The organism is Rhodococcus sp. NPDC059968 (assembly GCF_042738615.1).
Lineage (GTDB): Bacteria > Actinomycetota > Actinomycetes > Mycobacteriales > Mycobacteriaceae > Rhodococcus_F.
The window spans coordinates 1-22,962 of sequence record NZ_JBHWUE010000026.1 but is presented as its reverse complement, the minus strand read 5'-3'; the positions used below and the strand labels follow the sequence as shown (position 1 = coordinate 22,962).

Genomic DNA, 22,962 nt, shown 5'->3' with positions numbered 1-22,962 from the left:
CACTCCCGGTCCCGGAGTGGACCCCCCAATCCGGCGGGAAGCCACCTTACCGACTGCTGCATATGACTTGTCACCGCTCCCGATCTCGGAAAGGCTCGGATCCATGCCTTCGTTCTCGCCCGCAGTGTCCGGAACGCGCACCCGGTCGTCCGCCCTTGCGGTCGGGGCCACGTCGTTCGCGTTTCTCGTCACGATGATGGGAACGACACTGCCCACCCCGCTCTACTCCATCTATGCGCAGGAGCTGGCGTTCAGCCCCCTCACCGTCACGATCCTGTTCGCCGTGTACGCGGTCGGGGTCGTGGCCGCGCTCGCCCTGTTCGGGCGGCTGTCCGACGACGTCGGACGGCGCCCGGTGCTGTTCATCGCGGTCGCCCTCGCCGCGGTCAGTGCCGTGCTCTTCCTGCTGCCGTCGACGCTTCCGGTGTTCGTGGTGGCCCGGGTCATTTCCGGACTGTCCGCGGGGCTCATGACCGGCACGGGCACGGCCGCGGTGATCGACCTGTTCCCACCCGACCGCAAGGCGGTCGGCGGAATGCTCGCGGTCGCGGTGAACACCGGCGGCCTGGGATTGGGCACGCTCAGCGCGGGGGTGATCGCCGACATCACGTCGAGTCCGCTGACCATTCCCTATGTGGTGAACCTCGTGCTCGCCGTTCTCGCGGGCGCCGGGCTGTGGATCTTCGCGCCCGCACCGGCAACCCGTCCGACGTGGCGCATCCGACCCCGCCGCCTGCAGGTTCCCGCGTCGATCCGCGGCGCGTTCGTCACCGCGGTGCTCGCCGCCGGAACAGCATTCGCCGTAACCGGCGTGCTGACCGCGGTGTCGGCGTTGTTCCTGACGGAATATCTGGGGTCGAGGAGCCACACGATGGCCGGGCTCGTCGTGTTCCTGACGTTCCTGTTCATGGCGTTCGGTCAGCTGCTGGCCCGCCGGCTGTCGACGGCCACTGCGATGCTCGTCGGGTGCCTCGGACTGATCCCCGCCGCCGCGCTGCTGGCGCTCGCACTGGCGTACACCGTCCTCGAGCCGCTGCTCGCGTCCGCGGTGGTCCTCGGCGTCGCCGGCGGCCTGTGCCTCAATGCGTCGCTCGCGACCACCGTCGAACGGGTCGAACAGCAATTCCGCGGCGGAGTGTCGTCGGCATTCTTCGCGGGGATCTACGTGATGCTGGCCGTTCCCGCGGTCGGGGTGGGTGTCCTCGCACGGTTCACCGACCTCCGCACCGCCGGGATTGTCTTCGGCGGGCTGGTCGCCGCGCTGGGTGCCGGGGTGGCAGTCGCGCAGTTGGTCGCGCGCAGACGGGCCTGAGCGGCTCTAGCCCCGCGGTCTGGTGGTGACGGGCGGGATGGTGATCACCGGACGCGTCGTCGTGGTGGTGGTGGTGACCGGCGGCAGTGTCGGCTCGGCGGGTGCCGCGGACGGCGGGGCCGCGATCCGGGGCGCGGTCTGCTCGATCGTCGTGACGACGGGAGGCCTGGTCACGGGTGTGGTGACCGGGGCCAGACTGATCGTCGGGGGAGGCGGCGCGACCGTGGCCCTGACCGGCGGCGGAGGCGGGGCGGGGGTCGTCGAGGGCGCGGGTGGCGGTGCCGTGGTCACGGGCACCGGTTCGGTGGTGAGCGTGACGGCCCGCGGGGTGGTGAGGTCGGCCATCTGCCAGGTGGGGGTAGGCGGGACGAACACCTGGAAGGTGGCAGGTGCGGCGCTGTGCGGTCCGCCGGACTGCAGGCCCTCCGACGTCAGCGGTGGCGGCACGACTGCGGGCCCGCGGCTGCCGAACGCGCCGCCCGCGGCGCCGATCATCAGGCCGGAGACCGCCGACACGGTGGCAATCGCGAGTGCCCCGATCGCTACAGTCCTGTCGTCCATGCGTTACCCGTCCTCGGCGTGCAAATGCGTCCACCATAGAGGGCGCTTCCGTCTGCTGCCGCATGTGTCCGGAAATGCGAGCCGTCCGGGCACGTTCGCTGGATGGTTGCCGGGGTTCGGCGCACGCTGACGAGAACCCTTGTTCGGACGAGCCGGTCAGCCGACGATCGAACGGTGTCCATACCGCTCCGACCGGGGGTAACGATGTCTCTGCTCGACTGGTTGTTCCGTCGCCCGCTGTCCGAACGAACCGGGGCGGCCCTCGCTGCGTCGGCGATGCTGTTCGCTTCGTGAGCCAACTCGAGATCGACGCCGACGTCCTCGTCCTCGGCGGCGGACCCGCCGGAACGTGGGCGGCATTGGCGGCGGCCCGCGAAGGCGCGCGGGTCGTCCTCGCCGACAAGGGGTACTGCGGCACCAGCGGCCCCACCGCGTCGGGCGGCAACAACCTGTGGAACGTCCCGCCCGGCCCTGCACGCGAACGGTCGGTGCAGGCCCGCTTCGAGGACGGCGGCAGGCTGTCCGAGCCCGCGTGGATGTACCGGGTGCTCGAGGAGACCCACCACCGGGTGGACGAACTGGCCGGCGCCGGGTACCGGTTTCCGTCCGGCGACGACGGCCGGGAGGTGCGCACCAGTCTGCAGGGGCCGGAGTACATGCGCCGGATGCGCAGGCGTGTGCACCGCGCCGGGGTCGCCATCCTCGACCACAGCCCCGCCCTGGAACTGCTCACCACCGGCGACGGCGTCGTGTCCGGCGCCGCGGGTCTGCAACGGCAGAACGGATACGCCGCGTGGTCGGTGCGCGCCGGGGCAGTCGTCGTGGCGACCGGTGGCTGCGCGTTCCTGTCGGGAAGTTTCGGAACGAACGTCGACACCGGCGACGGACTGCTGATGGCCGCCGAGGTCGGGGCGTCGTTCTCGGGCATGGAATTCTCGACGGCCTACGCGCTGGCACCGGCGTGGAGTGGCCACACCAAGGGTTTGATGATGCAGTTCGCCACCTACTACGACGCGGACGGTCGGACTCTCGGGGACGGCGGCTTCTCTGCACGCGGCGCCGCGATGGCGCACCTCGCCGCCGGCCGCCCCGTGTATGCCCGACTGGACCGGGCCAGGCCCGATATCCGCGCGGCCATGCGCACGTCGCAACCGAATTACTTTCTGCCGCTGGACAAGGCGGGTATCGACCCGTTCACGCAGAAGTATCCCGTGCGGGCAGTGCTGGAGGGAACGGTGCGGGGAACCGGAGGCATCCGGGTCGCCGGCCCCGACTGCACCAGCGACGTTCCCGGCCTGTTCGTGGCGGGTGACGCCGCCACCCGTGAGCTCATCACCGGTGGTCGCAGCGGCGGCGGCAGTCACAACGGGGCGTGGGCGATCTCCTCGGGGACGTGGGCGGGTGCGGGTGCGGCGCGGTTCGCGCGGACGCGTCCCGCCCCCGACGGGGTGCGCGGCGCGGGCGCGGCCGGACTGCGCGGACCGTCCGCCCGCCGGCAGGCGTCGCGCTCCATCGTCGGACTCGTGCAGGAGCACACCCTGCCGCTGCGCCGCAGCTACCGGCGCAGCGCGACGAGCCTGCAGGACAGCGTGACCGCCCTCGACGAGGCCTGGTCGGGTGCAGCGGATCTGCTCGGCGGCTCCGAACGGGAGCTGCTGCAGGCACGTTCGGCCGCCGCGATGCTCGCCGTCGCGCGGTGGGCGACGCACTCCGCGCTGGCGCGGACCGAGACCCGGGGGATGCACGTGCGCACCGACCTGCCCGACACCGATCCGGCGCAGACCCGTCGACTGCTGTCGGGCGGACTGGACGACGTGTGGGTGCGGCCGGAACGCGGCACCGCCGAGGTCCGGACGGTCGCGTCGTGATCGAAGTCGTCGTCGCCGACCGCTGCGTGCAGTGCGACATCTGCATCAAGGTCTGCCCGACGGACGTCTTCCGCCGCGGCGCGGACGGCGTTCCCGTCGTCGCGCATCAGGAGAACTGTCAGACGTGCTTCATGTGTGAGGCGAACTGTCCCACCGACGCGCTGTACGTCGCGCCGTTCGACACCCCGGTTCCCGAGGACTCGACGCACACCGACGCCGAGAGCCTGGCGGAGTCGGGGGCCCTCGGCGCCTACCGTGCCGTGATCGGGTGGGGTGGCAGGCGCACGCCGGGGTCCACACTCGACCGGAACCACCTCTTCACCCCGTGAGTACTTGTTAACCGCCCGCGGTTAAGAAGTACTCACAGGGGTGGCCTTGCGGATGAACCGGCCGATCTCGCGGATGGCGCGGGTGCCCTCGGGAAGCAGTCCGGCGGCGGCCTGGAAGACGTGCACCTGACGTTCCCACACCTGCAGTTCGCACGGCACACCCGCCTGGGACAGCCGCTCGGACATCAGTTCCGCGTCGACGTACACCATCTCCTGCGAGCCGGTCTGGATCAGTGCCGGCGGCATGGAGGCGAGGGAGCCGTCCACGGGTGACGTGGACGGCTCGTGCCCGCCCCTGGTGTCCAGTCTTTCGATCAGCCTGGACAGGGCACCGACCGCGCGTTTGGGGAAGACAGCGCAGAGGTCGGCGTTGGGATGGGCCAGCTTGTTGACCGGGTCGAGGTCGGTCAGCGGCGACAGCGCGACGTCGGCGGCGGGACGCGGCAGCCCCTGGCGCAGGGCTTCGAGCGTCACCATGAACGTCAGGAATCCGCCTGCCGAGTCGCCGGCGATGACGATGCGGTCCGCGGTGTAGCCGTGGGAGAGCAGCCACCGGTACCCGTCGACACCGTCCGCGACGGCCGCCCGGATGGGGTTCCGCGGGATCATCCGGTACGCGACGTTCAGCGTCGACGCCTGCGACTCCGCCGAGATCCGGGACACCATCTGGCGGTGGGAGTTGATCCCGCAGCACAGGAACGCCCCACCGTGAAGGTAGAGGATCGCCCGGTCGCCGAGCTCACCCGGAGGCCGGATCCATTCGGCGCGGCAGTGCGGCAGCCGGATGGGCCTGCGCTGGGTTCCGCGAATGGGGCCGAGCGAGTACCCGAACAGGTCGACGACTCCGGTGGGCCACGGCAGTTCGGGGTAGCGTGCCCACCCGTCGAGGAACGGCCGGACCGTACGACGGAGTGTGTGGGTGAGGGCCGTCGACTGCAGGCTGGTTCCGGCGAACTCCCGCCGCGTCACCGGGAGCGGTGACGGACAGAATTCGTAAGTCGCAGTGCTCATTGCCTGCCTCCGTTCCGGCCTCGGTGCCCATCGACTTGCTGCCTTTAGGTCTTCCACCTCTTTGCGCCGTACGGTCTACATCGAAGTTGGTCGCACGGACGCTACGCCCGACGTAGCATCCAGGCGGAAGTCGTAATGGGATAGTGACCGAGCGGGGGTGAACGTCCAGGTGGGGATCATGCCGGTTACCGATTCGATATTCCTTCTCGGCGAATCGCGAGAGCATCCGATGCACGTGGGATCGCTCGAATTGTTCACACCGCCGGCGGATGCCGGCCCCGACTACGTGAAGTCGATGCTGGAAACACTGCTGAAACACACGGACGTCGACCCCACTTTTCGCAAGAAGCCTGCGGGCCCCGTGGGCACTCTCGGGAACCTGTGGTGGGCCGACGAGTCGGACGTCGATCTCGAATACCACGTGCGTCATTCGGCCCTTCCGGCCCCGTACCGGGTCCGGGAACTGCTGACGCTCACGTCCCGGCTGCACGGCACGCTCCTGGACCGTCATCGCCCGCTGTGGGAGATGTATCTGATCGAGGGTCTCAGCGACGGCCGCTTCGCGATCTACACCAAGCTGCACCACTCGCTGATGGACGGTGTCTCCGGGTTGCGGCTGCTGATGCGGACGCTGTCGACCGACCCGGACGTGCGCGACGCCCCGCCGCCGTGGAACCTGCCGCGCAGGGCGTCGGCCAACGGAGCCGCCCCCGACCTCTGGTCGGTGGTGAACGGGGTCCGTCGCACGGTCGGTGAGGTGGCCGGTCTCGCGCCGGCGTCGCTGCGCATCGCCCGCACCGCGATGGGGCAGCACGACATGCGGTTTCCGTACGAGGCGCCCCGCACCATGCTGAACGTCCCGATCGGTGGCGCGCGCCGGTTCGCCGCGCAGTCCTGGCCGCTCGAACGGATCCACGCCGTGCGGAAGGCGGCCGGGGTCAGTGTCAACGACGTCGTAATGGCCATGTGCGCCGGAGCGTTGCGTGGGTACCTCGAGGAACAGAATGCGCTGCCCGACGAGCCGCTGATCGCGATGGTTCCGGTGTCGCTGCGCGACGAGCAGAAGGCCGACGCCGGCGGCAACGCGGTGGGGGTCACGTTGTGCAACCTGGCGACGGACGTCGACGACCCGGCCGAGCGTCTGACGGCGATCTCCGCCTCCATGTCCCAGGGGAAGGAACTGTTCGGCAGCCTCACCTCGATGCAGGCGCTGGCGTGGTCCGCGTTCAACATGTCGCCGATCGCCCTGACACCGGTGCCGGGGTTCGTCCGTTTCACGCCGCCACCGTTCAACGTGATCATCTCCAACGTCCCGGGGCCGCGGAAGACCATGTACTGGAACGGGTCCCGGCTGGACGGCATCTACCCGACGTCGGTGGTGCTGGACGGGCAGGCACTCAACATCACGCTCACCACCAACGGCGGCAACCTCGATTTCGGTGTCATCGGGTGCCGCCGCTCGGTGCCGAGCCTGCAACGCATCCTCCACTATCTGGAGACGGCTCTGGGTGAACTCGAGGCGGCATTGCTCTGAGACGCAGTCTTTTCAGCGCCGAGCCGACTCCTGCTCGACGAGTGCCCGCCGCGACTCCTCGTGGAGCACTCCGAGCAATTCGTGTTCGACGTCCGCGAACTCGGGCGACGTCACCATCGACAGTTCGCGGGGACGGGGCAGGCCCACCGTCACCTCCCGCCGCACGGTGGCGGGCCGCGCGGACAGCACGACCACCCGGTCCGACAGGTAGACGGCCTCCCGGATGTCGTGGGTGATCATCAGGACGGTCCACCGGTAGCGCTGCCACACGTCCTGCAACCAGGTCTGCATCTCGGTGCGGGTCAACGAATCCAGGGCGCCGAACGGCTCGTCGAGCAACAGCACCGGACGGTCCTGGACGACGGTCCGCAGCATCGCGGCACGCTGTCGCATCCCGCCGGACAGCTGACTGGGACGGGCGTCCTCGAATCCGCCGAGACCGAACACGGAGAACAATTCCCGGGCCTTGTCCCGCGCCTGCTTCTTCGGCACGCCCTGCACCTCGAGTCCGAGGGTGGTGTTGTCGAGGACGGTGCGCCACGGGAACAACAGGTCCTTCTGCGGCATGTACGCGCATTTCGCGGGACCACTCCCCGCGGGGCGCACCGGTTCGCCGCCGATCGTGACGGTGCCGGAGTCCGGTTGGTCGAGACCGGCGAGCATGGAGAACGCGGTGCTCTTACCGCACCCGCTGGGGCCGATCACCGACACGAACTCACCCGGTTCGACGGTGAACGAGACGTCGTCGAGGACGGGCCGGATGCCGCCGCGGACCGGGAATCCCTTGCTCAGACCGGACAGTGCGACGCGCGCGGTCTCACTCATGCCGGGCCCTCTCGTTCTTGATCCAGGGGGCGACGACGCGCTCGACCGCGAAGGTGAGCAGGTAGAGGCTGACGCTGATCACGGCCGTCACGAGCACCGCCGCCAGCACGAGGTCGGTGCGGAAGGAGTTCTTCTGCGTCGCCATGTAGATGCCGAGACCGGACGTCGCCCCGACGTATTCGGCGAACACGGCACCCACCACTGCGTACGTGATGCCGATGCGCAGGGCGGTGAAGAACCGGGGGATCGCAGACGGAAGCCGCACGTAGCGGAATTCCTGCCACCGCGAGGCGCCCATGCTGCGCAACAACGCGCCCGCCTCACGGTCGGCCGCGGCGAAACCCTCGATCAGTCCGATCGTCATCGGGAAGAACGTGGCGAGCGCGATCACGAGAATCTTCGGCAGCAGACCGAATCCGAACCAGATGATCATCAGAGGCGCGATCGCGATGATCGGGAGCGTCTGCGACACGACGAACAGCGGGACGAACGCGCGTCGCAGCCACGGCGAGAAGTCCACGAGCACGGCGAGCACCCACGCGCAGAGCAGGGAGACGGCGAACCCGATCAGCGTCACCTGCAGTGTCGCGGAGGCGTGACCGGAGATGGCGTCCCGCGCCCGCCAGCCCTGCTGGACGACCCGCAGCGGCGACGGCAGCACCTGCGGCCGGATCCCGCTGACCGTCACGTACACCTGCCACGCGACGACGAGCAGTGCCACGACCACGACCGCGGGCAGCACCCGCCGCAGCAGCGGGGACGTGCCCGGGGCCGTGGTGCGGAGACTCGGGTCAGGGCTGAGTGAGGTACTCATTGGTGAAATATGTCGACCAGTCGGGTTCCGTGGTCAGCGGTGCCCCGTCGGGGCCGGTGAGCAGGCCGTGCTGGAACAGGAAACCGGAGTACCCCGCCCACTGCTCGGCCGTCTGTGTCCCGACCTTTCCGGAACTGTCCTTCATGTACTCGGAGGACAGCATCTGCTGGCTCTCCCGCACGAGGGACTCGTCCGTGAAGGCGCCGGGGTTGGCGTCGATCAGCATCTGCGCGGCCTCGTCCGGCCGGTCGGCGGCGAACTGGTATCCGCGCTGCAGTGCCTGGACGAACTTGCGGGCCTGCTCGGGATGATCGGCCATCCACTGCTCGTTGCCCTCGATGACGAGCGCGTACGCGTCCGGGAAGCCGTAGTCGGTGTAGTGGAAGTAGCGCATCGGGGTGCCCTGGTGCTCGGCCTCGATACCCTCCCAGCCGAAGAAGGAGACGGTGAAGTCGGCGGTGCCGGAGTACACGGCCTCGTAGGCCGAGGTGCCGAGCGTGACGGTGGTGAATTCGCCCTTGCCGCCGTCGTTCCGGATGATCTGCTTCAGCGTCTCCTCGCCGTCCGGGTCCGCGAACCCGGCGTAGATCTTGCCGTCCAGATCCCGGGGGCGGGTGATGTCGGCGCGATCCGCCTTCACCGCGATGCCCGTCGCCCAGTGCTGCAGCGGAGCCATCACCGACGTGGTCTGTGCGCCCGCGGCCTTCGAGAACGTCGCGGAACTCTGGAAGCTCACCCCGAACTCCGCGTTACCGGCGTCGACCAGGGTGTCGGGCGAGGTGTCGTTGTAGGGCAGCACCTGCACGTCGAGTCCGGCGTCCGCGAACCAGCCTTCCTGCTGGGCGACGAACAGACCGGTGTGGTTGGTGTTCGGTGTCCAGTCGAGTGCGAACCGGATGGTGTCGTCGGACTGCGAGTCACCGGCGCAACCGGTGAGCAGCGAGAGGGCGGAGACCAGGATGACGGCTGCGGTGGCAGCGCGCTTGGTACGAGAGAAGAGTGTCACGACGCCGGCCATTCCTGCTTGTTGAGAGCGGTATCCCAGAACATGAGTTCGTAGCGGCTGGCGATCACGAACGCCTCCGCCATCGCCTCACGCTGGGCGTCGGTCGACGCCTCGGCCGCGGCGTCCACGAGTTCGCGGGCCGTCGCGACGGCGGCGTGGAACTCCTCCGCGTCATAGGTGGTCACCCACTGCGCGTAGGGGTGCGACGGGTCCGCGGAGAGCACGTCGCGGGCGCTGGCCGCGAGCCGGTGCCCGACGTCGGCGTAGATCCAGAAACAGGGCAGTACCGCCGCCGCGGCCACCGCATACGGCTCGGTGGCGGCGACGGCCGTCAGGTAGGAGATGTACCCCAGGCAGGCCGGCGAATGCAGCGGCTCCACGTCCGACTCGGGGAGTCGTCCGCTGGTCAGCAGATTCTGGTGCAGCGTCGCCTCGACCGTGGCGGCCTCGGCGGCCGAGCCCGCCCAGAAGCCGGCCTCGACCGGGCCCGGCGCGTGCGCGGCCACCAGCGAGAGGGCCTTCGCGTACCCGGTCAGGTACAGAAAATCCTGCTCGATGTACGTGCGGAACACGTCCAGCGGCAGCGTTCCGTCGCCGAGTCGGCGCAGGAACTCGAGTTCGTCGATCGCCTCGCGCAGCACCTTGGTCCGGTCCCACAAGTGGTCCGTGAATCGGGCGTGCTGGCCGGCGCCGGCAGCATCTTGGACAGAGCTATTCACAACGTTGACATCCCTTCGTCAGCATTACCTGAGCAGGTTCCCGGGTGTGTTCTCAGCCCCGCCCGTGCGGAGCACCCCGTGTCAGAACAAGCCGACCCTAGCACCGGCCGTGCCGCGGGCGGAAAGGCCCGGGTCGGTGGACGGGCTCAGCCGGCGAGGAACGCGGCTGCGCTCGGCGGGAGGGGCGCGGGGCCGCGCCGGTAGATCTCCGCGGGCCGGCCGGTCCCGACGACGGCCATGTCGCCGGTGTTCTCGAGGGCCGGCATCATGTGCCGCCGGAACGAGTCCTTCGGCAGGAGGCGTCCGAACACCACCTCGTACACCCGGCGGAGTTCGAGGACCGTGAACGTGTCGCCGGCCAGGCCGGACGGGTCGACGGACCGCGCGTATCGCTCTCTCAGGTCGGCGACGGCGAGGGCGACGACGTCCGCGTGGTCGAATGCCAGCTCCTGCGTCACCCGGTCGTCGTCGACGGTGATCAGCAGCGCGTCGCGGGGGAGCGTCGTGCGGGGCAGCGCGGCGCCGTGCGTCATCGACAGCACCCACCCGCGATCGTCGCGGCCGGGATCGTCGAGCATCGCCAGCTGATGGAATTCGGTGCCGGTCAGGCCGGCCTTGATGCGCAGGCACCGCTCGGCGGCGTCCCGCAGTCGTTCACCCTCGTGGAGGAAGGTGCCGGGGAGGGCGATCCGGCCCGAACGGCGGGGAACCGCAAGCACTTTCAGTTCCGTGCCGTCGACGGTGAGAACGGCGACGTCGACCGCCACCGACGGGCGCGGATAGTCGAGGAGGCTCTTGCCCCCGGGATCGGTCCATGCGGCCACGCACGAATGTTAGCGCACGGTTGATCTATATCGCGTTCGATCGGTCCTGCCTGCTCATCGTTGGTAGTTTGGCGAGAGTCCCGGTACGTGCTGCGTGAGGAGATTCGTCCGTGGAGGTCGACAAGTCCGGCGACACGCTCGTCGTCCGCGCCCGGGACGGCGAGGTGCGTGGCTACCCCGAGGGCGACGTCTACGCGTGGAAGGGCATTCCGTTCGCCGCGGCTCCCGTCGGTGAACGGCGGTTCCGCGCGCCGGTCCCGCCCGCACCGTGGGAGGGTGTGCTCGACTGCGTCGACTTCGGCCCGATGGCGCCGCAGGGGCACGGCACCGCCGTCCCCATCGATGCGGGACTCGAAATGGACGAGGACTGCCTGTCCGTCAACGTCTGGGCCCCGAGACCCGGCGGCACCCCCCGGCCGGTGATGGTGTGGATCCACGGCGGTGCCTACTGCCTGGGAACCGCAGCTCAGGGCATCTACAACGGGCGCATCCTGTCCACCCTCGGCGACATCGTGCTGGTCTCGTTCAACTACCGGGTGGGAGCGCTCGGCTTCCTCGACCTGTCGTCGTTCTCGACGGCCGGGCGGGTGTTCGAGACAAACTGCGGGCTGCGCGATCAGGTCGCCGCCCTCGAGTGGGTGCGCGACAACATCTCGTCGTTCGGCGGCGACCCGGACGAGGTGACGGTGTTCGGGGAGTCGTCCGGAGCCGGGTCGATCACCACGCTGATGACGTGCCCGAGCGCGGACGGGCTGTTCCACCGTGCGATCGCCCAGAGCCCACCCGCCACGTCGGTCTACGGGAGCGAGCGGGCGGCGACCGTCGCGAAACAGTTCCTCGACATCCTCGAGGTGGAACCCGCGCAGATCGACACCCTGCTGCACCTTCCGTACCGCACGGTCATCGAGGCCAGCGACACACTCGTCAACGAGGTGCCGACGCGGATCCCGGGCACGCTCGCGATGGCGCCCGTCGTCGACCGCGACTTCCTGCCCCGCTACCCGGTGGCCGCCTTCCAGAAGGGCTACTCGCACCGCATCCCTCTCATCATCGGTTCCAACAAGGACGAGTCGTCGATCTTCAAATTCATGAAATCGCCGCTGCTGCCGGTCACGTCGGATTCGGTGCAGGAGATGTTGAGGGCGATCGCGGCCGATCACCCCGAACTGCCCGCGGCGCGCCTCGCCGACATTCTGTCGGTGTACCCGGACCGCGGAAAGCCGAAGGGCGCGCTCGCGATGTCGCGGGACGCCGCGTTCCGGATGCCCGCCCTGTGGGTGGCCGACGCCCACAGCCGGCACTCACCGACGTGGATGTACCGGTTCGATCAGGCCACGCCGATGCTCAAGGCCGCGCGCATCGGAGCCGGGCACGCCACCGAACTCCCGTACGTCTTCGGCAATTTCGACACCCTCAACATCGACCCGACGTTCTGGCTCGGCGGCCGGAAGACGGCGCTCGAGGTGTCGGGCCGGATCCAGCGCCGGTGGCTCGCGTTCGCGCGGCACGGTGTCCCCGCCGCGCTGGACGGGTCCAAGCACTGGGCCCCCTACGACGAGGAGAACCGCTCGACGCTGCTGATCGACGGCGCGGACACCCTCGTGAAGGACCCGGACCACGAGATGCGGATCGCCTGGGGCAACGACGTCATGGGATTCAACTGACGGGCACCTTGTCGTCCAGTTCCTTCAGCACGGGCAGCGCGAAGCAGGCCAGCCCGATGATCAGGACCGGGATCGCGAGCACGAAGAACGTCGGCTGGATACCCCACTTGTCGAGGATCGGACCGGCCAGCAGGTAACCCAACGGACCCGCGGCGTACGCGGTGGACGTCATGACCCCGGTGACCCGTCCGCGCATGTGCTCCGGACTGCGAGTCTGCATGGCGTAGTTGGCTATCGGGCCGACCGGACCGAACACGAGACCCTGGAGGAGTGCCAGCGCCAGAATCGCCCACAGCGGCGGCAGGAACGCCATCGCGACCATGGCGGCGCCCAGCACGGTCACCGCGACCACCATCAGCGTCCTGCGCGACACGAACGGCGCGAGCGGTCCGTACGCGAGGGCGCCCACCACACCGCCGATGCTGAGCGCCATCAGGACCGAACCGAGTTGCGCGGGCTTGTCGAGTTCGGTGAAGTACACCGGGAACACCACCGATTCGACGGGCATGTACAGCGCGACCACCGCCATGTCCACGAGAGCGATCGTCCGCAGGAGCCGGTTGTGCCACACGAACTTCAGTCCCTCGAGCGTGCCGTGCCAGATGGACGTCGGGCGCGTGGAGGTGTCGGGTCTGCCGGCGTTCTCCAGTCGCAGGAACGCGATGGTCACCACGGACAGCACGAAGCCGACGGCGGTGACCCACAACGTGTTCACCGCACCCACCGTGGCGATGAGGACGCCGCCGATGCCCGGTCCGACGAGATACGCCATGTTGTAGTTGGCCTCGTAGAGGCTGTTCATCCGGTCGAGTGACCACCCCGCGGACTTCGTGGCGGCGGGCAGCATCGACTCCCGCGCCGCGATTCCGGCCGGATCGAACGCGGCGCCGATCGCGGCGAGGACGGCGATCACGGTCACGGTGAGGCCCGTCGTGTTCGCGATCACCGGGATGGCCGCCACGGACAGGGCAGACAGGCAGTCGGAGATCATCGACGTGCGGCGACGTCCGAACAGGTCGACGAACGTGCCCGCGAACAGGCTCGACAACAGCAGCGGGAGGGTGGCGGCGCCCGCGACGATCGCGGCGTCGGACGCGCGACCGGTCCTCTCGAGCACGAGCCAGGGCAGCACGACGATCGCGATGCCGTTGCCCGTGGACGAGAACAGCGTCGCGAGGTTCAGGAGGATCAGGGGCCCGAACCGGCGAGTCACAGCCGTCTCGGTGGCGGTCACGGCAAGGGTCCTCTGGTCGGCTCGATCGGTGGTCCTTCGACGCTAACAGCGAGGTCGTGGCCACCGCGAGCGAATTTCGGCCGCTACTGGTTGCGTTGCAGGGTCAGTTCGGCGAGGGTGCGCGCTCCGTCGCACGGGTCGCCGGTGCCCGACCGCTGCTGCACCCACCACGTGATGACGCCGGAGTAGGCGGCGGTGATCCCGCACGTCGCCAAATCACCAGGACGCCGGGCGCTGAACGCCGACGTGCCCGCGATCGACGTGGTTTCCACCTGGTAGCCCAGCTGGTCCGCCACACTTCGCTCCCGTTGCAGCGAGTTGTTCTCGAACCAGCCGAACGTGACGTCGATCGATCCGGCGGCGGACGACACCGTCCACATGCACACCGCGCCGAAGAAGTACTGGTCGATGCCGGCGCCGTGGAGGGTCTCCGCGATCTTGTCGTTGGGGACCGCATCGCACTCGCGGAGGAGTTTGTCGAACTGCGGCGAGCCGTCTTCTTCGGAGGCGGCCGCGCCCTCGGGCAGCGGACTGCCGGTGACGGAGGTGCCGCAGCCGGCGAGAACCACCGCCGACGCCACCGCCGCGGCGAGCCGGCGTGCGCCGCTCACTTGACCTTCTCCAACGTCAGCCGGCCGAGCGCGGTCGGGGCCGCGCACGGATCGGACGGTGCGGTGCCGGTGCCGTAGCGGACCAGCCAGTGCACGAAGTCGGAACCCGTGCCGAGCGCGACCTCGCAGAACCCGACGTTCTGCGAGGAGAACCCGCGGTGCCCGGCGATCTCGAGGTCGTGGACCTCGTGACCGATGCCCTTGGCCACCGACCGTTCCCGGTCGATGGGGCTGCCGCGGTACCAGGTGAACATCACGTACCGTTCGCCGCCGTCCGCTTCCCACCGGCACTTGATGCCGTTGCGCGATACCGGGGTGAGCCCGGTGATCCCGGCCCGCTCGTACACCTCGGCGTCGGTCAGCGAGCCGCATTCACCCACGAACGCGCCGGGCTGCGCGGACACCGACGTGGTCGGCGCGGACGCCGCCGGATCGGACTCGGAACCGTCGCCGGAACCGCAGCCGGCCAGCACGACCGCCGCGGCGACCAGACACGTCGCACGGACGGTCAGGACCGGATCAGACGAGCTCCGCATAGCTCGGATTCTCGGCGATGTACTTCTCGACGTACGAGCACGAGGGAATCACGGTGAGTCCGCGGGCCTTCGTGTCGTCGAGGGCGGCCTTCACCACTTCCGCGGCCAGACCCTGACCGCGGAACTGCGGGTACGTCACGGTGTGGTGGAAGTCGCGGGCACCGTTCCGCTCGAAGTAGTCGGCGTATCCGGCCAGCTGGCCGTCGAGGTAGACCTCGAACCGGGATTCCGACACGTCGTGCTCCACCGTGGCCGCCACAGACCGCTCCTCTGCTCGTGTGGCGTGCGCGCTGTCCCGCGCACGCTGTCACTCGCAGATTACCGTCAGTCCGCGAGGTTGGTGCGCAGCAGCATGACGTTGTAGTCCGACCAGGTGGTGGCCAGGAAATACAGATCGGATCCCTGCGACCACGGGTGCATGTACGCGCCGTACAGCTCCGGCACGTCCCGGCTGCTCACCAGCACCTCGGGTTCGCTCCAGCCGGATTCGAGGTGGTCGGACCGGCGCATGACCACCGAATTGCCGGCATCGGTGTACATCGCCACGAACTGGCCGAGGTACTGGTTGAACTGCACCGACAACTCGCTGACGGGTCCGGGGATGACCGGTGCGGCGACGGTGGCGTTGGCCTTCACCCACGCCTTGCCGTCCCAGTACTCGTACAGCGTGAGATTCCGGATGTCCGCTTCCTTCACCCGCGACAACCGGGCGTCGCCGGAACGACCCGACGGCGTGCCGAACCCGTAGACGAATCCGTCGTGCTTGACGTACGAGCCCATCTGGAAGTTCTCGGCGCCCGTGCCCGGCACGTTGGGTCGCAGCGTCAGGGGGTCGGCGACCCAGTTCTCGCCGTTGTCCACGGAGTACGCGATGCCGGACGCGTTGGTGTCCCACTCGCCGGGCGCGCCCCAGCTCCGCACCGACATGTAGTCGATGTACTGCGTCGCGCCGGGACCCTCGCCGACCGAGATGCCGGTGGTGGGGATGACGGTCTGCTCCACACCCGGGATCTTCTTGCTCTGGATGATCTCCTTGGAATGGTTCGGAGTATCGATCGGGGAATTGTCGATGCCCATCCCGTCGGTGAGGTCCTTGTCGGAGCTGCGCAACAGGATGTTGCTGCGCCAGTCGCCGACCAGACCGCACAGCGGGTTGTCGCTCAGTCCGACGGTGTCACCGAACGCGGTGAGGACTTCACCTCCGCCGTTGTCCCACATGATGCCGAGGTCGGTGCCGAGCACCCGGAACCTGCCGATCGTGTCGTTGGAGCTGCGCGGCCCGGTGATGTGCGCGATAGCCTGAGTTTTGCCACGCAGCTCGGGAAGGCGACCATCGCTTCCGTTGAGCCAGGGAATGGGGTTGATGCCCTGGTTCGAGCCGCTCGATCCGAGGCTGCCGGTTCCGCCGAGGCACGGCGCCGCCGTCGCAACTGGTGGCGTCATGGTGAAAAACGTGCAGGTAGAAGCGAGTAAGGCGGGCATCGCCAGGGAGGCGACACGGCGGAGTCTGGTCACGAGCGCACCTCTCTGCGACGAATCGAGTCGGGTCCGGTCACGCTAGCAATACCTCACCTGTCACACCAGTCCCTAGGGTAACCATTGGGTCTCGCACCCGGAACGGGTAGCTACAGGATCGCTCCGGGGTTGAGGATCCCCAGCGGGTCCAGTGCGTTCTTGATCCGCTGCGTCAATTCCATGACGTCCGGGCCCAACTGGTCGGGCAGCCAGGCCTTCTTCAACCGGCCCACTCCGTGCTCGCCGGTGATCGTGCCGCCGAGAGAGAGTGCGAGGTCCATGATCTCGCCGAAGGCCAGATGCGCACGCTCGGCCATCGCGGCGTCCTCGGGGTCGAACACGATGAGCGGGTGCGTGTTTCCGTCGCCGGCGTGCGCGATCACCGCGACCATCACGTCACGCTCGCGGGAGATGGCCGCTATTCCCTCCACCAGCGCAGGCAGTTTCGGGAGCGGAACGCCGACGTCCTCGAGGAGCAGGCTGCCGAGTCTCTCGACGGCGGGGATCGCGAATCGTCTTGCCGCGGCGAAGGCTTCGCCCTCCTCGGGGTCGTCGGTGGTGAAGACCTCGGATGCGCCGTTCACCGTGCACGCGTCGGCCATGACGGAAATCTCTTCGGCCGCAATCGCACCGGGCGCATCCGAGCGGGCGATGAGCATCGCCTCCGCCGTCCGGTCCAGGCCCATCTTCAGCGCGTCCTCGACGGCGCCGATCGAGGCGCGGTCCATGAATTCGAGCATCGACGGCCGCAGCGTGCGGGTGATGGCCAGCACCGTGTCGGCGGCGGCCTGGACGGAGGCGAACGATGCGACGAGGGTGCTCGACGGCGGCTGGGCCGGGATCAGCCTGAGCGTCGCCTCAGTGACGATGCCGAGGGTTCCCTCGCTCCCGACGAACAGCTTGGTCAGCGACAGGCCGGCCACGTCCTTCAGCCGCGGCCCGCCCAGGCGTACGTCCGTCCCGTCCGCGAGGACGACGCGCAGCGCGAGGACGTAGTCGGTGGTGACGCCGTACTTGACGCAGCACAGCCCGCCGGCGTTGGTCGCGACGTTGCCGCCGATCGAGCACATCTCGAACGACGACGGATCCGGTGGGTACCAGAGCCCGTGCTCGGCGGCCGCGGCCTTGACCTCCGCGTTGAGCAGTCCCGGTTCGACGACGGCGATCCGCGTCACCGGGTCCACCTCGATCCGTCGCATGTGTTCGGTGCTGACCACCACGCAGCCCGCCACGGCGGTGGCGCCGCCGCTGAGCCCGGATCCCGCTCCGCGCGGGATCACGGGGACCCGGTGCTCGGTCGCCCAGCGCATCACCACCTGGACTTCCTCGGTGGTCGTGGGGCGGGCGACGGCGAGGGGGAGGACGGCGTCGGGATCGCGCGCCCAGTCCTGGCGGTAGGAGACCAGGACGTCGGGATCGGTGACGAGGCGCCCTTGGGGGAGCGCGGCGGCGAGCGTCGCGAGTGCGTCGTCGGTGACCGTCATCGTGACTCCTGAAATGCGGGTGTCGGGCGCCCCGACGGTAACCCAGCGGGCCACGGGTGTCCTCGAATTGGTCAAACGTCCAACTGAACCGATTCCGACCCCGTTGTTCGGATATCGCTCCAACCTGGACGTTCGGTGCAGAAGCGAGACCCCACTAGTCCATCTGTTAGTTACTTACGCGTAGGAGTCTCACGATGTGGGATCAGGGGGGTGAATTTTTTCGGGGGTCCCGGCGATGGGGTATGCAAGCGGGTCCGGAGGAGAAAATGCAGGTAGGGGCGTCCCGAGAACCGTGGAGACCCGGACAAATCGGATGTAACACAGGTCACATTCGTCACTCTGTTACCGGATCGTATCGACCAGGCAATGCAAAAACTCACTTCTACGGGTTAGCGTCTTGCATCGTCAAACACCGGCGAGGCGTTACACCCAAACGGAGATTCTCACGAAATGTGAGCTAGAACACGGTTGGGGCCGGGTTTTGCCGCACCGACCCTGGAAGGACCCGCACCGATGAATGCACTCCACCGAGATCCCAGCAGCTACATCTCCGCGATGTTCTCGTACGAGTTCCTCGACGGTGGCATCGACTACGATTCCATCGAACAGATCCATCGTGGCGAGTTCGACGAATGGATCTTCGCACTGGCCGGTTCGGGATTGTTCACCAACGAGGAAGTTCGGTCCATGGTGCAGGAATGGCGCCTGAACCCGAAGACCCTCCTGAACACGCTCCTCGCCGACGCGGACGAAGTCACCGCCAAGCGCTGCGAGGTCACCTGGGCCGCACTCGACCGCGTCGCCCCGTTCGCTCCGTCCGTGCCGGTCGCCGTCTTCGGCTGAAGGCCTTCCCGCCGCAGGGCTCGCCGTCGTCACACGAGTTCGGTTGAATCTCCGTTCACGACGATCGCCTGATCGTCCGTCAAGGTGCGGTACTCGATGCCGGCGAGCCTCAAAGCGCTGACAGTGCGCCGAACGGCTGCCGCGTCCTCCAAGGGCACGGCGTCTTCGGCCCCTGGAAGCTCCGCAGGCGGGTGATGCGGCACGATCGCGAAACTCACCACGCCCAGGCCGTCCCAGAGCGGCTCCATGCCGCAGGTTGCGACCACCTCCGCCGGGTCATCGGAGGAGTCGAGACCGTGCAGCGTCGGAGTCATCACACACGCCCCCGCGCTGTAGCCGGCGTACACCAGCGAATCGCTCAGCAGTAGTTCCGGGATCACCCGGTCCGCCCCGCTCCGGGCCATCTGCGCGCGCAACACGAACGTGTTCCCGCCGCGCACCCACAGCATGCCGAACCCGTCCAGCCGCTCCTTCAGCGCGGCGGAACGCGCATGCCCGTCGCTGCCGATGTAGTCGCGCAGATCCACCTCCTCCGGGGTGAAGCCCAGCCGCGTCAGCGGCATCACGTCACTCACGACCGCAGACGTCCGCGCCGTCCGCGGCCACGCGTCCGCGGCGGCGGCGATCACCCCCACGCGCCCCGGACGGCCGATGAGCGACAGCAGCGGCGCGGGATCCGCCCCGAACCGATACGAGGACAGGAACAGGCGCACCGCGGTCAGATCGTGAACGCGAGGTTGTCGACGATCCTCTTGCCCACGGCGGTGTCGCCGTTCAACGCGATCTCGTCGCGGTGATCCACTGCCGTCGTCCTGCCGCCCGCCAACCGGGTGAACAGCCGGGAGTCGAGGGTCACGGTCGTGGTGGCCTCGGACGGCAGTTCGTCGACCACCGCGGCTCTGCCGTCGACGGCGATGTGGATGTTCCTCGCGAGCGGTCCCGTGAGTTCGAGGGTGATCCGCGACCCGTCCGGAGCCTTGCCGCGCTTGCCGACGAGGAACGCGACGGCGCCGGCGATCTCCTCGAACGCCGTCTCCCCGCGGACGCCTCCCTCGTCGCCCGGCAGCGCGAGTGCGTCCCGGAGGTCGAGCTCGTGCATCCAGCAGTCGAACATGCGGATCCGCATGAAGCGGAGATAAGGCGCCGGGCCGACCGGTGTGGTGGTCTCGGCCTGGAATGCCTCGTCGGTCATCTCGCCCAGTTCCGACCGCCTGCGGGCGACGATCGCCCGGAAACGCTCGAGCATCTCGGGGCCGGAGCACCCCCGCAGTCCCTCGACCCACTCTTCGTTGAACGCACCGATCTCGTTGCGCACGTGCGCGAGGCCACGGACGTCGATGCTGGTGTGCGGCGCGGAGATTCCGGCGAGGAGCGACTCGGTGCCGATGAGATGCGCGGTCACGTCGTGGACGGTCCACCCGGGCAGCGCGGTGGGTGTGAACCACGCGTCGCCGGACAACGACGACAGCACCTCGTCGAGTACGTCCCATTCCTCGAACAATGCGTCGAGGATCGGTTCCTTCTGTAGGGCATTCACGGGTCGTACGCCTCCTTTTGCCTCAACTCTAGGACCTCCCGGCGGGGCGTCCGAGCGTTTTCGCCGCGGGCAGACGAATGCGCCGGTGACGGCGTCGAAGGCCTCCCCGTCCCGGGTTCGGTGTGGTAGACCGATGGTGAGAATCTCCATTAACAAAGGAGTGCGGATGTTTCCTGGAAACTTCGTGGCGACCACCCCGGACAAGCCCGCTGTCATTCGTCCCTCGACGGGGGAGCAGTTGACCTACCGGGAGCTGGACGAGCGGTCCACCCGCCTCGCGCGGCACCTGCGCTCGCTCGGCCTGAAGGTCGGCGACCACCTGGCGCTCGTGTCGAGCAACGACCTCCGGGTCCTCGAGGTGTACTGGGCGGCGCTGCGATCCGGGCTGTACATCACGGTGGTGAACTGGCACCTCACCCCGGAGGAAGCCGGCTACGTCGTGGACGACTGCGGAGCCGAGGTGCTCATCGTGTCCGCCGACGCGGGCGGCGCCGTGCCGCGCGACCCGAACCAGCTTCCCCGCGTCCGCCACCGTCTCGTGTACGGCGGCGAACTCGACGGATTCGACAGCTACGACGACGCCGTGGCGGCGCAGTCGGCCGAACCGCTCGATTCGCAGCCCCGCGGGCAGGACATGCTGTACTCGTCGGGTACCACCGGCAGGCCGAAGGGGATCAAACCCGCCCTCCCCGAGGGCGAGGTGGACACCACGATGGATCCGTACACCGCCGTGTTCGCCCCGATGTACGGATTCGATTCCGACACCGTCTATCTGTGTCCCGCACCCCTGTATCACGCAGCGCCGCTGCGCTTCTGCGGCACCATCACCTCCGTCGGCGGCACGATCGTCCTGATGGACCGATTCGACGCCGAGGAATCGCTGCGGCTCATCGAGGAGTACCGGGTGACCCACAGTCAGTGGGTGCCGACGATGTTCGTCCGGATGCTCAAGCTGCCGAAGGACGTTCGCGACAAGTTCGACGTGTCGAGTCTGAAGGTGGCGATCCACGCGGCGGCGCCGTGTCCGCCCGACGTGAAGCGTTCGATGATCGAGTGGTGGGGCCCGGTGATCCACGAGTACTACGCGTCCACGGAGGGTGCCGGTGCCACGTTCATCGACAGCGCCCAGGCCCTCGCGAAGCCGGGATCGGTCGGCCACGACGGCGTCATGGGCATCGTGCACATCTGCGACGACAACGGTGCGGACGTACCCGTCGGTGACATCGGAACCGTCTACTGGGAGAGAGAGGAACGGCCGTTCGAATATCACAACGACCCGGCCAAGACCGAATCTGCGACGCACCCCGACCATCCGACGTGGACCACGAGCGGCGACATCGGGTACATCGACTCCGACCGCTTCCTCTACCTCACGGACCGCGCCGCGTTCATGATCATCTCGGGTGGGGTGAACATCTACCCGCAGGAGTCGGAGAACGTTCTCACCATGCATCCCAAGGTGTTCGACGTCGCGGTGATCGGCGTGCCCGACGAGGAGATGGGCGAACAGGTCAAAGCCGTCGTGCAACTCGTCGAAGGGGTGGAGCCGTCCGATGCCGTCGCCCGCGAGTTACTCGACTACGTCCGCGACCGGGTGAGTCACTTCAAGGCGCCGCGCAGCATCGACTTCTCCGACGACCTGCCGCGAACCCCCACGGGCAAACTCGTCAAGCACAAACTCCGTGCCCGGTACCTGAATGCCGGATGAATTCCCGCTGAATTCGCGCACGTCACCAGTCCCGCGCCGAACCGCAGCGCGGGCAGGTGCTCGCGGCGTGATCGGTAAGGAACAACCCGCAGTCGGGGCATACGCGGTCGAGCCAGCAGACGGGGTCGCCGCCGAGGTCGTCGTCCGGCTCTGCGATCGGCCGGGCCTCGTAGCGGTCGGTGGTCACAACCGATCCAGCATGTATTCGGCGAGCACCTCGGCGTGACTGTGACTGACGTCCTTCGTCGCGGTCAGAAGAACGATCGGCCGACCCTGTGCGAGTTCCTGCACCCGCGCGACGGCCTTCCGGCCGGTCGGCGAATCGAGCTCGTGAACGTACCGCTCGCGGAACTCACTGAATGCGGCGACGTCGTGCGAGTACCAGTGACGCAACTCCGTCGACGGAGCGAGGTCCTTGGCCCAGTCGTCGAAATGGAACGCGTCCTTGCGGAGCCCCCGCGGCCAGAGCCGGTCCACGAACAGTCGCAGTCCGTCGCCCTCGGTCGGATGGTCGTAGACCCGCTCGACGACGACCGGCGGATCCGCGGTGACGTCCTCCGCGCTCCGTTCCTTCGGTTTGCTCATGGCCGAACCTCCGCTTCCTTGCGGCTGTCTACCGTCAGACTACGACCAAACACCCTGTGACCGGGTTCACAAACGAGCAGAAAGATCTGTGAGAACGACTGTTCGGACTCGATTCAGACGCCTACCCACGGACTTCTCTGTTCCCTACGTCACGCTTTCTCTGGCTACTATCAGCTAACTCAGTCGAGTCGGGGGAAATATTTCCGCTCATCATCGGTTGATCGCCGCTCGTCGCGGCACACACACCATCTACCGCAGGAAGTCGATACATGGATACATCGCAGAGCGCGTCCACTGCGCGCCCGACGGTCGGCGTCGTTCGGGAGTCGAACGACGGTGAGCGTCGAGTGGCGTTGGTGCCGAAAATTGTGGCGTCGTTGATCGCCAAGGGCGTCGACGTGGTGGTCGAGTCGGGTGCCGGATTGGGCGCGCTGATTCCGGA

The 22,962-nt window shown here is 68.2% G+C and carries 24 protein-coding genes, 1 pseudogene and 1 riboswitch; of the genes and pseudogenes, 8 read left to right on the top strand and 17 right to left on the bottom strand.

The features are described from left to right. Positions 1–103: 103 nt before the first annotated feature. Complete coding sequence (locus ACFWAY_RS21500) at positions 104–1,312, top strand: MFS transporter (RefSeq protein WP_378512048.1); 1,209 nt, start codon at positions 104–106, stop codon at positions 1,310–1,312. A gap of 6 nt (positions 1,313–1,318) precedes the next feature. Here ACFWAY_RS21500 and ACFWAY_RS21495 read toward each other — a convergent pair whose 3' ends face one another. Next, entirely contained in the window at positions 1,319–1,873 is a 555-nt protein-coding gene (locus tag ACFWAY_RS21495; RefSeq protein WP_378512047.1) for a hypothetical protein, read from the bottom strand. Between the two features lie 290 nt (positions 1,874–2,163). Between ACFWAY_RS21495 and ACFWAY_RS21490 the strand changes: the two genes are divergently transcribed. Continuing rightward, positions 2,164–3,741: an FAD-binding protein gene (locus tag ACFWAY_RS21490; protein WP_378455416.1), complete on the top strand. Its 1,578-nt coding sequence runs from the start codon at positions 2,164–2,166 to the stop codon at positions 3,739–3,741. Beyond that, complete coding sequence (locus tag ACFWAY_RS21485; RefSeq protein WP_378512046.1) at positions 3,738–4,070, top strand: ferredoxin family protein; 333 nt, start codon at positions 3,738–3,740, stop codon at positions 4,068–4,070. Before ACFWAY_RS21490 ends, ACFWAY_RS21485 begins: the two co-directional genes overlap by 4 nt. Before the next feature lie 21 nt (positions 4,071–4,091). On the opposite strand, the gene ACFWAY_RS21480 is transcribed toward ACFWAY_RS21485, so the two are convergent. Further along, positions 4,092–5,081, bottom strand: a complete 990-nt coding sequence (locus ACFWAY_RS21480) for an alpha/beta hydrolase (RefSeq protein WP_378455414.1) — start codon at positions 5,079–5,081, stop codon at positions 4,092–4,094. Between the two features lie 178 nt (positions 5,082–5,259). Here ACFWAY_RS21480 and ACFWAY_RS21475 point away from each other — a divergent pair, with 178 nt between their 5' ends. Next, complete coding sequence (locus ACFWAY_RS21475; protein WP_378455413.1) at positions 5,260–6,615, top strand: wax ester/triacylglycerol synthase family O-acyltransferase; 1,356 nt, start codon at positions 5,260–5,262, stop codon at positions 6,613–6,615. A gap of 12 nt (positions 6,616–6,627) precedes the next feature. On the opposite strand, the gene ACFWAY_RS21470 is transcribed toward ACFWAY_RS21475, so the two are convergent. From ACFWAY_RS21470 to ACFWAY_RS21450, 5 genes are all read right to left on the bottom strand, one after another. Next, positions 6,628–7,440, bottom strand: coding sequence for an ABC transporter ATP-binding protein (locus ACFWAY_RS21470; RefSeq protein ID WP_378512045.1), 813 nt, complete (start codon positions 7,438–7,440; stop codon positions 6,628–6,630). Then, positions 7,433–8,254 carry an ABC transporter permease gene (locus ACFWAY_RS21465; RefSeq protein ID WP_378512044.1) on the bottom strand — a complete coding sequence of 274 codons (822 nt, stop codon included), beginning with the start codon at positions 8,252–8,254 and terminating at the stop codon, positions 7,433–7,435. The genes ACFWAY_RS21470 and ACFWAY_RS21465 overlap by 8 nt, the downstream gene beginning before the upstream one ends. Continuing rightward, on the bottom strand, positions 8,232–9,272 hold the full coding sequence (locus ACFWAY_RS21460) for an ABC transporter substrate-binding protein (RefSeq protein ID WP_378455410.1): 1,041 nt from the start codon (positions 9,270–9,272) through the stop codon (positions 8,232–8,234). Before ACFWAY_RS21460 ends, ACFWAY_RS21465 begins: the two co-directional genes overlap by 23 nt. Then, positions 9,257–9,979, bottom strand: a complete 723-nt coding sequence (locus tag ACFWAY_RS21455) for a TenA family protein (protein ID WP_378455409.1) — start codon at positions 9,977–9,979, stop codon at positions 9,257–9,259. Before ACFWAY_RS21455 ends, ACFWAY_RS21460 begins: the two co-directional genes overlap by 16 nt. Continuing rightward, positions 9,973–10,068, bottom strand: a riboswitch (TPP riboswitch). It overlaps the preceding gene by 7 nt. Before the next feature lie 57 nt (positions 10,069–10,125). Next, positions 10,126–10,803 (bottom strand): NUDIX hydrolase, encoded by a 678-nt coding sequence (locus ACFWAY_RS21450; RefSeq protein ID WP_378512043.1) that lies wholly within the window; start codon positions 10,801–10,803, stop codon positions 10,126–10,128. A gap of 110 nt (positions 10,804–10,913) precedes the next feature. Here ACFWAY_RS21450 and ACFWAY_RS21445 point away from each other — a divergent pair, with 110 nt between their 5' ends. Further along, a complete protein-coding gene (locus ACFWAY_RS21445; RefSeq protein WP_378512042.1) occupies positions 10,914–12,467 on the top strand; it encodes a carboxylesterase/lipase family protein in 1,554 nt (517 codons plus the stop codon). Here the strand turns inward: ACFWAY_RS21445 and ACFWAY_RS21440 are convergent. The 6 genes from ACFWAY_RS21440 to ACFWAY_RS21415 all read right to left on the bottom strand — a co-directional run bounded on the left by ACFWAY_RS21440 (position 12,460) and on the right by ACFWAY_RS21415 (position 17,847). Further along, positions 12,460–13,701, bottom strand: a complete 1,242-nt coding sequence (locus ACFWAY_RS21440; protein WP_005252784.1) for an MFS transporter — start codon at positions 13,699–13,701, stop codon at positions 12,460–12,462. The genes ACFWAY_RS21445 and ACFWAY_RS21440 overlap by 8 nt on opposite strands. Positions 13,702–13,784: 83 nt before the next feature. Then, the gene (locus ACFWAY_RS21435; RefSeq protein WP_378512041.1) at positions 13,785–14,312 is read right to left on the bottom strand and encodes a DUF3558 domain-containing protein; all 528 of its coding nucleotides are present in this window, start codon (positions 14,310–14,312) and stop codon (positions 13,785–13,787) included. Next, a complete protein-coding gene (locus ACFWAY_RS21430; protein WP_378455405.1) occupies positions 14,309–14,848 on the bottom strand; it encodes a DUF3558 domain-containing protein in 540 nt (179 codons plus the stop codon). Before ACFWAY_RS21430 ends, ACFWAY_RS21435 begins: the two co-directional genes overlap by 4 nt. After that, complete coding sequence (locus ACFWAY_RS21425) at positions 14,832–15,107, bottom strand: GNAT family N-acetyltransferase (protein ID WP_378455404.1); 276 nt, start codon at positions 15,105–15,107, stop codon at positions 14,832–14,834. Before ACFWAY_RS21425 ends, ACFWAY_RS21430 begins: the two co-directional genes overlap by 17 nt. A 65-nt stretch (positions 15,108–15,172) precedes the next feature. After that, on the bottom strand, positions 15,173–16,291 hold the full coding sequence (locus ACFWAY_RS21420) for a DUF4185 domain-containing protein (protein WP_378455403.1): 1,119 nt from the start codon (positions 16,289–16,291) through the stop codon (positions 15,173–15,175). Between the two features lie 182 nt (positions 16,292–16,473). Continuing rightward, the gene (locus ACFWAY_RS21415) at positions 16,474–17,847 is read right to left on the bottom strand and encodes an FAD-binding oxidoreductase (protein WP_378512040.1); all 1,374 of its coding nucleotides are present in this window, start codon (positions 17,845–17,847) and stop codon (positions 16,474–16,476) included. 513 nt (positions 17,848–18,360) lie between these two features. On the opposite strand from ACFWAY_RS21415, the gene ACFWAY_RS21410 reads away from it, so the two are divergent. After that, the gene (locus ACFWAY_RS21410; RefSeq protein WP_005254150.1) at positions 18,361–18,690 is read left to right on the top strand and encodes a hypothetical protein; all 330 of its coding nucleotides are present in this window, start codon (positions 18,361–18,363) and stop codon (positions 18,688–18,690) included. A gap of 29 nt (positions 18,691–18,719) precedes the next feature. Here ACFWAY_RS21410 and ACFWAY_RS21405 read toward each other — a convergent pair whose 3' ends face one another. Together ACFWAY_RS21405 and ACFWAY_RS21400 are read right to left on the bottom strand one after the other, a co-directional pair. Next, positions 18,720–19,403: a Type 1 glutamine amidotransferase-like domain-containing protein gene (locus ACFWAY_RS21405; protein ID WP_378512039.1), complete on the bottom strand. Its 684-nt coding sequence runs from the start codon at positions 19,401–19,403 to the stop codon at positions 18,720–18,722. 5 nt (positions 19,404–19,408) lie between these two features. After that, positions 19,409–20,227, bottom strand: a complete 819-nt coding sequence (locus ACFWAY_RS21400; RefSeq protein WP_378512038.1) for a maleylpyruvate isomerase family mycothiol-dependent enzyme — start codon at positions 20,225–20,227, stop codon at positions 19,409–19,411. Between the two features lie 166 nt (positions 20,228–20,393). Between ACFWAY_RS21400 and ACFWAY_RS21395 the strand changes: the two genes are divergently transcribed. Beyond that, a complete protein-coding gene (locus ACFWAY_RS21395) occupies positions 20,394–21,935 on the top strand; it encodes an AMP-binding protein (RefSeq protein ID WP_378512037.1) in 1,542 nt (513 codons plus the stop codon). A gap of 22 nt (positions 21,936–21,957) precedes the next feature. Here the strand turns inward: ACFWAY_RS21395 and ACFWAY_RS21390 are convergent, their stop codons facing one another. After that, a complete protein-coding gene (locus ACFWAY_RS21390) occupies positions 21,958–22,122 on the bottom strand; it encodes a hypothetical protein (RefSeq protein WP_378455398.1) in 165 nt (54 codons plus the stop codon). Then, positions 22,119–22,520 (bottom strand): DUF488 domain-containing protein, encoded by a 402-nt coding sequence (locus ACFWAY_RS21385; protein WP_378455397.1) that lies wholly within the window; start codon positions 22,518–22,520, stop codon positions 22,119–22,121. The genes ACFWAY_RS21390 and ACFWAY_RS21385 overlap by 4 nt, the downstream gene beginning before the upstream one ends. A gap of 269 nt (positions 22,521–22,789) precedes the next feature. On the opposite strand from ACFWAY_RS21385, the pseudogene ACFWAY_RS21380 reads away from it, so the two are divergent. Next, a pseudogene (locus ACFWAY_RS21380) lies at positions 22,790–22,962 on the top strand (NAD(P)(+) transhydrogenase (Re/Si-specific) subunit alpha); the annotation flags it as partial.

What these genes read in the sequence shown, in the direction of transcription:
- ACFWAY_RS21500 (WP_378512048.1), top strand. Translation starts at nt 104, where the DNA reads ATGCCTTCGTTCTCGCCCGCAGTGTCCGGAACGCGCACCCGGTCGTCC.
- ACFWAY_RS21495 (WP_378512047.1), bottom strand. Translation starts at nt 1,873, where the DNA reads ATGGACGACAGGACTGTAGCGATCGGGGCACTCGCGATTGCCACCGTG.
- ACFWAY_RS21480 (WP_378455414.1), bottom strand. Translation starts at nt 5,081, where the DNA reads ATGAGCACTGCGACTTACGAATTCTGTCCGTCACCGCTCCCGGTGACG.
- ACFWAY_RS21475 (WP_378455413.1), top strand. Translation starts at nt 5,260, where the DNA reads ATGCCGGTTACCGATTCGATATTCCTTCTCGGCGAATCGCGAGAGCAT.
- ACFWAY_RS21470 (WP_378512045.1), bottom strand. Translation starts at nt 7,440, where the DNA reads ATGAGTGAGACCGCGCGCGTCGCACTGTCCGGTCTGAGCAAGGGATTC.
- ACFWAY_RS21465 (WP_378512044.1), bottom strand. Translation starts at nt 8,254, where the DNA reads ATGAGTACCTCACTCAGCCCTGACCCGAGTCTCCGCACCACGGCCCCG.
- ACFWAY_RS21460 (WP_378455410.1), bottom strand. Translation starts at nt 9,272, where the DNA reads ATGGCCGGCGTCGTGACACTCTTCTCTCGTACCAAGCGCGCTGCCACC.
- ACFWAY_RS21430 (WP_378455405.1), bottom strand. Translation starts at nt 14,848, where the DNA reads ATGCGGAGCTCGTCTGATCCGGTCCTGACCGTCCGTGCGACGTGTCTG.
- ACFWAY_RS21420 (WP_378455403.1), bottom strand. Translation starts at nt 16,291, where the DNA reads ATGACGCCACCAGTTGCGACGGCGGCGCCGTGCCTCGGCGGAACCGGC.
- ACFWAY_RS21415 (WP_378512040.1), bottom strand. Translation starts at nt 17,847, where the DNA reads ATGACGGTCACCGACGACGCACTCGCGACGCTCGCCGCCGCGCTCCCC.
- ACFWAY_RS21410 (WP_005254150.1), top strand. Translation starts at nt 18,361, where the DNA reads ATGAATGCACTCCACCGAGATCCCAGCAGCTACATCTCCGCGATGTTC.
- ACFWAY_RS21395 (WP_378512037.1), top strand. Translation starts at nt 20,394, where the DNA reads ATGTTTCCTGGAAACTTCGTGGCGACCACCCCGGACAAGCCCGCTGTC.
- ACFWAY_RS21385 (WP_378455397.1), bottom strand. Translation starts at nt 22,520, where the DNA reads ATGAGCAAACCGAAGGAACGGAGCGCGGAGGACGTCACCGCGGATCCG.